The organism is Streptomyces apricus (assembly GCF_008369065.1).
In the GTDB taxonomy this organism is placed as follows: domain Bacteria; phylum Actinomycetota; class Actinomycetes; order Streptomycetales; family Streptomycetaceae; genus Streptomyces; species Streptomyces apricus.
In genome coordinates this window covers 334,844-342,699 of record NZ_VDFC01000046.1, presented here as the reverse complement: position 1 = coordinate 342,699, position 7,856 = coordinate 334,844, and the positions used below count along the sequence as shown (strand labels likewise).

Annotated in this window: 9 protein-coding genes; 7 read left to right on the top strand and 2 right to left on the bottom strand. The window is 73.6% G+C overall.

Features of this window, described 5'->3' with window-relative positions; genetic code table 11:
• Nucleotides 1-264: 264 nt before the first annotated feature.
• Nucleotides 265-1,755 (top strand): hypothetical protein, encoded by a 1,491-nt coding sequence (locus FGF04_RS21620; RefSeq protein WP_188114172.1) that lies wholly within the window; start codon nt 265-267, stop codon nt 1,753-1,755.
• 118 nt (nt 1,756-1,873) lie between these two features.
• On the opposite strand, the gene FGF04_RS21615 is transcribed toward FGF04_RS21620, so the two are convergent.
• A complete protein-coding gene (locus tag FGF04_RS21615) occupies nt 1,874-2,287 on the bottom strand; it encodes a VOC family protein (protein WP_149512960.1) in 414 nt (137 codons plus the stop codon).
• A 311-nt stretch (nt 2,288-2,598) separates the two neighbouring features.
• Between FGF04_RS21615 and FGF04_RS21610 the strand changes: the two genes are divergently transcribed.
• From FGF04_RS21610 to FGF04_RS21600, 3 genes are all read left to right on the top strand, one after another.
• Nucleotides 2,599-4,197 (top strand): ABC-F family ATP-binding cassette domain-containing protein, encoded by a 1,599-nt coding sequence (locus FGF04_RS21610; protein ID WP_149512959.1) that lies wholly within the window; start codon nt 2,599-2,601, stop codon nt 4,195-4,197.
• A 405-nt stretch (nt 4,198-4,602) separates the two neighbouring features.
• On the top strand, nt 4,603-4,824 hold the full coding sequence (locus FGF04_RS21605; protein WP_188114171.1) for a helix-turn-helix domain-containing protein: 222 nt from the start codon (nt 4,603-4,605) through the stop codon (nt 4,822-4,824).
• A gap of 132 nt (nt 4,825-4,956) precedes the next feature.
• Entirely contained in the window at nt 4,957-5,748 is a 792-nt protein-coding gene (locus FGF04_RS21600) for an enoyl-CoA hydratase/isomerase family protein (RefSeq protein WP_149512957.1), read from the top strand.
• A 76-nt stretch (nt 5,749-5,824) separates the two neighbouring features.
• Here the strand turns inward: FGF04_RS21600 and FGF04_RS21595 are convergent, their stop codons facing one another.
• The gene (locus tag FGF04_RS21595) at nt 5,825-6,586 is read right to left on the bottom strand and encodes a nucleopolyhedrovirus P10 family protein (RefSeq protein ID WP_149512956.1); all 762 of its coding nucleotides are present in this window, start codon (nt 6,584-6,586) and stop codon (nt 5,825-5,827) included.
• Between the two features lie 85 nt (nt 6,587-6,671).
• Between FGF04_RS21595 and FGF04_RS21590 the strand changes: the two genes are divergently transcribed.
• The 3 genes from FGF04_RS21590 (at nt 6,672) to FGF04_RS21580 (ending at nt 7,816) form a co-directional block, all read left to right on the top strand.
• Nucleotides 6,672-7,163 carry an Asp23/Gls24 family envelope stress response protein gene (locus tag FGF04_RS21590; RefSeq protein ID WP_149512955.1) on the top strand — a complete coding sequence of 164 codons (492 nt, stop codon included), beginning with the start codon at nt 6,672-6,674 and terminating at the stop codon, nt 7,161-7,163.
• A gap of 63 nt (nt 7,164-7,226) precedes the next feature.
• Nucleotides 7,227-7,421: a hypothetical protein gene (locus FGF04_RS21585; RefSeq protein WP_149512954.1), complete on the top strand. Its 195-nt coding sequence runs from the start codon at nt 7,227-7,229 to the stop codon at nt 7,419-7,421.
• A gap of 5 nt (nt 7,422-7,426) precedes the next feature.
• A complete protein-coding gene (locus FGF04_RS21580) occupies nt 7,427-7,816 on the top strand; it encodes an Asp23/Gls24 family envelope stress response protein (protein WP_149512953.1) in 390 nt (129 codons plus the stop codon).
• The last annotated feature ends 40 nt before the right edge of the window (nt 7,817-7,856 follow it).

The window sequence follows — 7,856 nt, the reverse complement described above, 5'->3', positions numbered from 1 at the left end:
TCGTCACCCTCCGCACGGTCCGCGACGCCTCCCACGGCGCCATGTGGAACGCGGACCCCGCCGCCTACGAGGAGGCCCTGCGCCGCTTCCTCACCCCGCTGGTATAGCCCTTTCCCGGGCTCGGCACCGGAGCTTCCGTTTAACCCTGTACCAAGGGGCGTGCACCCGTCGGAGCCCCTGCCCCGCCCGGTCCGACAGGTGCCCGGGTGGGTCCAGGAGGCATTCCGTTTGGGTTTTCGGACCGTCAACCGGAAGACTGCCCCCGTGACGTCCCGTATCCCGCGCGACTCCAGGCTCCGACTCGTCCGCCCGCGAACCCTGGCGGCCGCCCCCCGAGCGATGGCCCAGAGGCCCGCCCGCCGACCCGCGCCGCGCCCGCCAGAGGGCACTCCGGCACCGGCGGAACTCGCCCGCATGGCACGCGCCGTGCTGGCCGGCGCGGCCCGGGTCGCCCGCTGGGCCGACACCAGCCTGAGCCCCGCCCGGGACCGCGGCCCCACGGCCGTCGACGGCACGTCCCGCAACGGCTCCGACGGCAGCGGCCCCGYCGCCGGCGGTCCCGAGGGCGCCGGCACCCTCTCCGACGCGACCGCCCGACGCGCCGCCGCCGACCTGGACCTGACCCCGGATCAGGTGCGGGCGGACTGGGACGTCGCCCGGCTGGCCGGCCTCATCGAGGTGCACGGCGACACCGCGCGCCCCGGCTGGCGGCTGCGCGCCTGGGACCGCGACGACAGCGCCGTACTGCGCGGCTGGGTCGCCTTCTTCGACGCCTGGTCGATCGCCCACCCCGGCCCCGACGGACGCGAACCCGCCGCCGTCGCCGAGGTCGTCTCCGCGATGCCCCAGGTCCTCTCCTTCCTGCAGCTGTCCGCGGGCCCCGTCCCCGTGCCCCAGCTCCTCGACCTGCTGGAGCAGCGCGTCACGGAACTGCGCACCGAGCGCTGCGAGATCCCCTACGGGCCGCAGCCCGATCCCGTCGAGAGCGCGGCAAGCACGGCGGTCCCGGAGGGCCAGGCGGCCCCGGCCGAGGACACCCCGCTCGCCCCCCTGCTGGACTGGGCGCTGCACGCCCTCGCCGCCGTCGGCGCCCTGACCTGCGACGAGGGCCAGGCCACGCTCACCCCGCTCGGCAGCTGGGCGGTCTGGGTCAAGCTGGAGCAGATCTGCGTCGCCGCGCAGAGCCCCGCCGGGAACATCGAGCAGGGCGCCGAGGACATGCTCCGCGGCTGCGCCCAGCTGCGGCCCAACGCGGCCCGCGCCGAGTACCGCGCCTGGCTCGCCGCCCGGCCCGTCGGCAGCGCCGTCACCGAACTCCTCGCCGCCGCCCGCGGCGAGGACGCCCTGCTGCGCGGGCTGGCCTTCGAGGCGCTGCGCGTGGTCGGCGCCCCCGCCGAGCCGGACGTCCGCTCAGTGGTGGACGAGACGCCGCTGCGCCCGTACGCCCTGCTGTGGCTCGCCGAGCACGACGGGCACGACCCCGAGGACGCCCACCTGGTGCTCACCCGCGAGGAGGCCACCTGGCTGTGGGTGGACACCGCCGCGGCCGTCGCCGACCACGGCGAGGCCCCGCTCCTCGTACGGCACCTGGAGTCCGCGGTGCAGGCGACCGTCCCCGCGCTCCTCGACGAGGTGCGCGCGGTCGGGCACCCGCGCACGGTGCAGGTCCTGGTCGCGCTCGCCGCCGCCCACCCCGACCCGGCCCTCGCCAAGGCAGTGCGCCGCGCGGCCTTCCAGGTCCACCGGGGGCGCTAGGCGCTGCGCCGGAGGTGCGGCGACGTGCCGTCGGCCGTCTGCGGCGCCGTCGTGGTCGCTCGCGCAGTTCCCCGCGCCCCTTGAGGGGCGCGGTCGGCCTCGCCGATCTGCGCGGTGGTCAGACCCTGGTCTCCGGGGCGTACGTGCCGAAGCTCCAGATGTTGCCCTCCACGTCCCGGGCCATGTAGTCCCGCGACCCGTGGTCCTGGTCCGTCGGGGGCATCAGGATCTCCGCGCCGTGGTCGACGGCCTGCTGGTGGTGCGCGTCCACGTCGTCCACGACGACGTACACCCCGGCGGGACCAGCCCCCTTCATGGCCTCGTCGAAGCGGCTCCCGGTGCCCCTGGAGCCCAGCATCACCGCTCCGTTGCCCTGCACCAGCTCGGCGTGCACCACCCTGCCGTCCTCGTCCTCGTACACCGACGCCTCGGTGAAGCCGAACGCCTCCGTCAGCTGCCTGATCGCGGACTTCGCGTCCGCGTACAGCAGCGTCGGGCAGATGCCCGGGCGCCCGCTCTCCGTACCCGCCATGGCGACCACTCCCTCCGGTCCCGCGGCCCCGCCCACTGCCGGGACATCGCCTGATTGTGACCTGCCCCACAGTCTGGCACCCCCCACTGACAACGCCGCCCGGCCGGACCCGCCCCGCGGTGACCTGCCGGGCGACGGCCCGGCGGTGCCCGCGGGCGGGCGGCGGACGTCACGTCCCCGACATCCGCACGCAGGAAAAGTGGTTGCATCGCCCCGTTAGACTTGGCCCATGGCCATTCTCCTCGTGCATTAGACGGCGTGAACGCCCGCAACCACCCACCCCGTCGTCAACCCTGCCCAGGAGTCCGTCCGTGATTTCCGCCTCCGGCATCGAGCTTCGCGCCGGTGCCCGCGTCCTCATCGAGTCCGCCACCTTCCGCATCACCAAGGGCGACCGCATCGGCCTGGTCGGCCGCAACGGCGCGGGCAAGACCACCCTCACCAAGGTCCTGGCCGGCGAGGGCGTGCCCGCCGCCGGCACCGTCGCCCGCTCCGGAGAGGTCGGCTACCTCCCGCAGGACCCGCGCACCGGCGACCTCGACATGCTGGCCGGCGACCGCATCCTGTCCGCACGCGGCCTGGACACCCTGATCCGCAAGATGCGCGAGAACGAGCAGCGCATCGCGAACGGCACGGGCGCCACCCGCGAGAAGGCGATGCGTCAGTACGAGCGCCAGGAGACGGAGTTCCTCACCAAGGGCGGGTACGCCGCCGAGGCCGAGGCCGCCACCATCGCCGCCGCGCTCAACCTCCCCGACCGCGTGCTCGGCCAGCCCCTCCACACGCTCTCCGGCGGTCAGCGCCGCCGCATCGAGCTGGCGCGCATCCTCTTCTCGGACGCCGACACCCTGCTCCTCGACGAGCCCACGAACCACCTCGACGCCGACTCGATCGTCTGGCTGCGCGACTACCTGAAGACGTACCGCGGCGGCTTCATCGTGATCTCCCACGACGTCGACCTGGTCGAGACGGTCGTCAACAAGGTGTTCTACCTGGACGCGAACCGCGCCCAGATCGACGTCTACAACATGGGCTGGAAGCTGTACCAGCAGCAGCGCGAGGCCGACGAGAAGCGCCGCAAGCGCGAGCGGCAGAACGCCGAGAAGAAGGCCGCCGCCCTGCACTCGCAGGCCGACAAGATGCGCGCCAAGGCCACCAAGACCGTCGCCGCCCAGAACATGGCCAAGCGCGCGGACAAGCTCCTGGCGGGCCTGGAGGCCGAGCGCAAGTCGGACAAGGTCGCCAAGCTGCGCTTCCCCGACCCCTCCCCGTGCGGCAAGACCCCGCTGATGGCCGAGGGCCTGTCCAAGTCCTACGGCTCCCTGGAGATCTTCACCGACGTCGACCTGGCCATCGACAAGGGCTCCCGCGTCGTCATCCTCGGCCTGAACGGCGCCGGCAAGACGACCCTGCTGCGCCTGCTCGGCGGCGCCGAGAAGCCCGACACCGGGCAGGTCGTCGAGGGCCACGGCCTCAAGCTCGGCTACTACGCGCAGGAGCACGAGACCCTCGACCCCGAGCGCACGGTCCTGGAGAACATGCGCTCCGCCGCCCCCGACCTCGACCTCGTGGACGTGCGCAAGACGCTCGGCTCGTTCCTGTTCTCCGGCGACGACGTCGACAAGCCGGCCGGCGTCCTGTCCGGCGGCGAGAAGACCCGCCTCGCGCTCGCCACCCTCGTGGTCTCGTCCGCGAACGTCCTGCTGCTGGACGAGCCGACGAACAACCTCGACCCGGCCAGCCGCGAGGAGATCCTCGGCGCGCTGCGCACCTACAAGGGCGCGGTCGTCCTCGTCACGCACGACGAGGGGGCCGTCGAGGCGCTCCAGCCCGAGCGGATCATCCTGCTGCCCGACGGTGTCGAGGACCTGTGGGGCGCCGACTACCAGGACCTCGTGGCCCTCGCCTGAGCGGCCGGCCCGGTGGACGGGCCGGCGGACGGGCCGGCGGACGACCCGGCGAGCGGACCGAAATGGTTGATCGATTGACTGATCCACTTCGTATGGATCATTCGGCCGATCGGTGATCCCCCATCTGTGTGAGATCTCCTCGTACCGAGGTGTGTCATACACCGATTTTGCGGCCGGACCCTCCGTCCCCGGGGGCCCGGCCGTCGCGCGTCGCTGACCTGGCCCTTCGTCCGCGAACCGGACCGGGTGCACGGACAGTGAGCGGATGGAATACGAGATTCCGCTCGTGGTGACGGGCGTGCGCCGCGCAAGCTCGTCCCATCGACCTTGCCGAATGGGTGGCCAGGACGCTCTTGAGGGGTGATCATGAGAAGTCCAGAGCGCACTTCCGCTGAGGAGGCACGGGTGGCCGAGACTCTGAAGAAGGGCAGCCGGGTAACCGGCGCCGCGCGCGACAAGCTCGCGGCAGACCTGAAGAAGAAGTACGACTCCGGTGCGAGCATCCGAGCGCTGGCCGAGGAGACCGGCCGCTCGTATGGCTTCGTGCACCGGATGCTCAGCGAGTCGGGTGTCACGCTGCGTGGGCGTGGCGGCGCGACGCGCGGAAAGAAGTCCGCGTCGAGCTGACGCCGGGCGGCTACTCGTTCTCGATGGTGGCCACCCGGTCGGTCCCTTGACCGTCCGGGTGGTTACTGTGCAGTCACTTAGAGGGTGTGCTCCTACGGCGCCCTCCTCGACCGCACCCATCGGAGGCGCCCCATGGCTTCGTTCGACCCGCTGCTCGACAAGGACGGCGTACGGCTCGCCGTGGACGACGCGATCGCCACGGTGACGCTCACCAATCCGGCCAAGCGCAACGCGCAGAGCCCCGCTCTGTGGCGGGCGCTGGCCGAGGCGGGGCGGCTGCTGCCGGGCACCGTCCGTGTCGTCGTGCTGCGCGCCGAGGGCAAGTCCTTCTCGGCGGGGCTCGACCGGCAGGCGTTCACGCCCGAGGGGTTCGACGGCGAGCCGTCGTTCATCGACCTCGCGCGCGGTTCCGACGCCGAACTCGACGCGGCCATCGCCGAGTACCAGGACGGATTCACCTGGTGGCGGCGCAGCGACATCGTGTCCGTCGCCGCGGTGCAGGGGCATGCCATCGGAGCCGGCTTCCAGCTCGCCCTCGCCTGTGACCTGCGCGTCGTCGCCGACGACGTGCAGTTCGCCATGCGCGAGACCGGCCTCGGCCTGGTGCCCGACCTCACGGGTACGCATCCGCTGGTCGGACTCGTCGGGTACGCCCGGGCGCTGGAGATCTGCGCGACGGGACGGTTCGTGGGCGCGGAGGAGGCGCAGCGCAGCGGGCTCGCCAACCTCGCCGTGCCCGCCGGACGGCTCGACGACTCGGTGGCGGAGCTGGCGGCGGCGCTGGTCGCCGCGCCGAGGGACGCCCTGATCGAGACCAAGGCGCTGCTGCAGGGTGCGGTGGAGCGTACGTACGAGGAGCAGCGGGTCGCCGAGCGGGCGGCCCAGGGGCGGCGGCTGCGGGACCTGGCGGGACTCTCCGACTGAGCCCTCTGAGCCTTCTGAGCCCTGCGGGCCTTCGGCCCGCACAGGCCGCGGTCCCGCACCCCTGCACCCCCGCCCTCTAGAGGGGCGTCAGGGCCGTCACCAGGACCGCTGCCGACGGGTGGTCGGGGAGGGCCGCCGTGACGTTCTTGCGGACGGCCTCCGCCAGGTCCAGGGTGCGGACGGCCGTCGTCGCCCCGATCTCKACACGGACGTGGCGGCGGGGGAGCGCCGGGGCACCGGAGGCGCCCTCGGGGTGCGTGAGGTGGACCGCGTCCAAACGGGTGACACCGGGGACGGAGCGTACGGCGGCGGCCACCCGGGCCTCCTCGCCGTCCAGCCGGAGGTCGGCCGGTCCGAGGCCGTCCGGCCGGGGTTCCGCTGCGTGCGGGTGACCGCCGGCTCCGTCCCCGTCCCCGCCGTCCCTGTCCGCCGTACCCGGGTCCTCCTCCAGCAGGCCCGTCACCCGCAGGTCCACCTCCGTGACCCGCAGGCCCAGCGTCCGCGTCGCCGTCCGGGTGAAGGCCTCGCGCAGCCGGGACGCCGTCACGGGCAGCGGCTCGGCCGGTGAGGCGGCGAACCCGGCGGTGACGCGCAGCGGGCCGGGCGGCAGCGCGCTCGGCGGCGGGGGCACGGCCGGCTCGGCCGCGCGGTCCGGGTCGACGAGTTCCAGGCGCACCGGGCCCAGGCGCACGTACGGCACCTGGCGTACCCCGTGGCGCAGCACGGAGACGGCCGCCGCCTCGGTGATCCACGCCCCGTCACCCGCACCGCCCAACGGCAGCAGTCTGCCGAGACCCAGCTGCTGCCGTACCGCCTGCGTCCATCGGTCCGCCGTCATGGTCCCACCCTGCCGCATCCCCGGCGCGCGACCCGGCAACCGGACTTAATGTGGGCGAAGAGGCCTACCGAAGGGATGCGTGGCGATGAGCGACATGACGCAGCGGAAGCCGGAAATCCCCGAGACCGAGCAACCGGACCAGCAGCAGCCCAGGAAGTCCGGCGCGACCAGGCGCGGCGGCGGCGACCCGTCGTCCCGGGGACGCACCACCATCGCGGACGGCGTCGTCGAGAAGATCGCCGGGCTCGCCGCCCGCGACGTCCTCGGCGTGCACGCCATGGGCAGCGGGATCTCACGGACCTTCGGCGCCGTGCGCGACCGGGTGCCGGGCGGCGGCTCGAAGTCCGTCACCCGCGGGGTCAAGGCCGAGGTCGGCGAGGTGCAGACCGCGCTCGACCTGGAGATCGTCGTCGACTACGGGGTCTCCATCGCCGACGTCGCCCGCGACGTACGGGAGAACGTCATCGCGGCCGTCGAGCGCATGACGGGGCTTGAGGTCGTCGAGGTCAACATCGCGGTCAGCGACGTCAAGCTGCCCGAGGAGGAGGACGACGAACCGGAGAGCCGGCTCCAGTGACGCCGTACCGCAGACCCGTCCGTGTCTGTTCCCCTCCGTCCGTCCCCTGTTGAGGAGCGCACCATGAGCGTGGCCGTGATCGGCATGATCGCCGGAATGGCGCTGGGATTCGCCGGGTACTTCGGCGGATTCGGCGCGTTCCTGCTGGTGGCGGCGCTGGGCGCCGTCGGCTTCGTCGTGGGCCGCTTCCTGGAGGGCGACCTGGACCCCGGTGACTTCTTCCGTTCCCGCGGTGCCCGCGACGACCGCGGGCGGTGACGCGCGTGTCCGTCGAACCCACCGCGGCCGCCGAAGCCCCCGGGGCCCGTTCCGGCCGCACCGTCGCGCCCGGCGAGCGCGGTGCCACCCAGGTCGCCGACCGGGTCGTCGCGAAGATCGCCGCACAGGCGGCACGCGAGGCGATCGACGCGCTGCCTCCGGGCGCTGAGCCCCCGCATGCCTGGGTCGTCGTCCACCACGGCCTCGCCCGCGTCCGGGTCGGCCTGGAACTCGGCTACCCCTGCGACATCGGCGCCCGCTGCGGTGCCGTGCGCCGGCAGGTCGCCCGGCGGGTGGAGACGCTGGCGGGCATGAGGGTGCCCGAGGTCGCCGTCCAGGTGGAACGGCTGCACTCGGCGTGGGCGGGCGGCACGGCACGGGGGAGGCTCCGATGAGCGAACCGGCCCCGCCCGCCCCCGCGACGCGGTACACGTC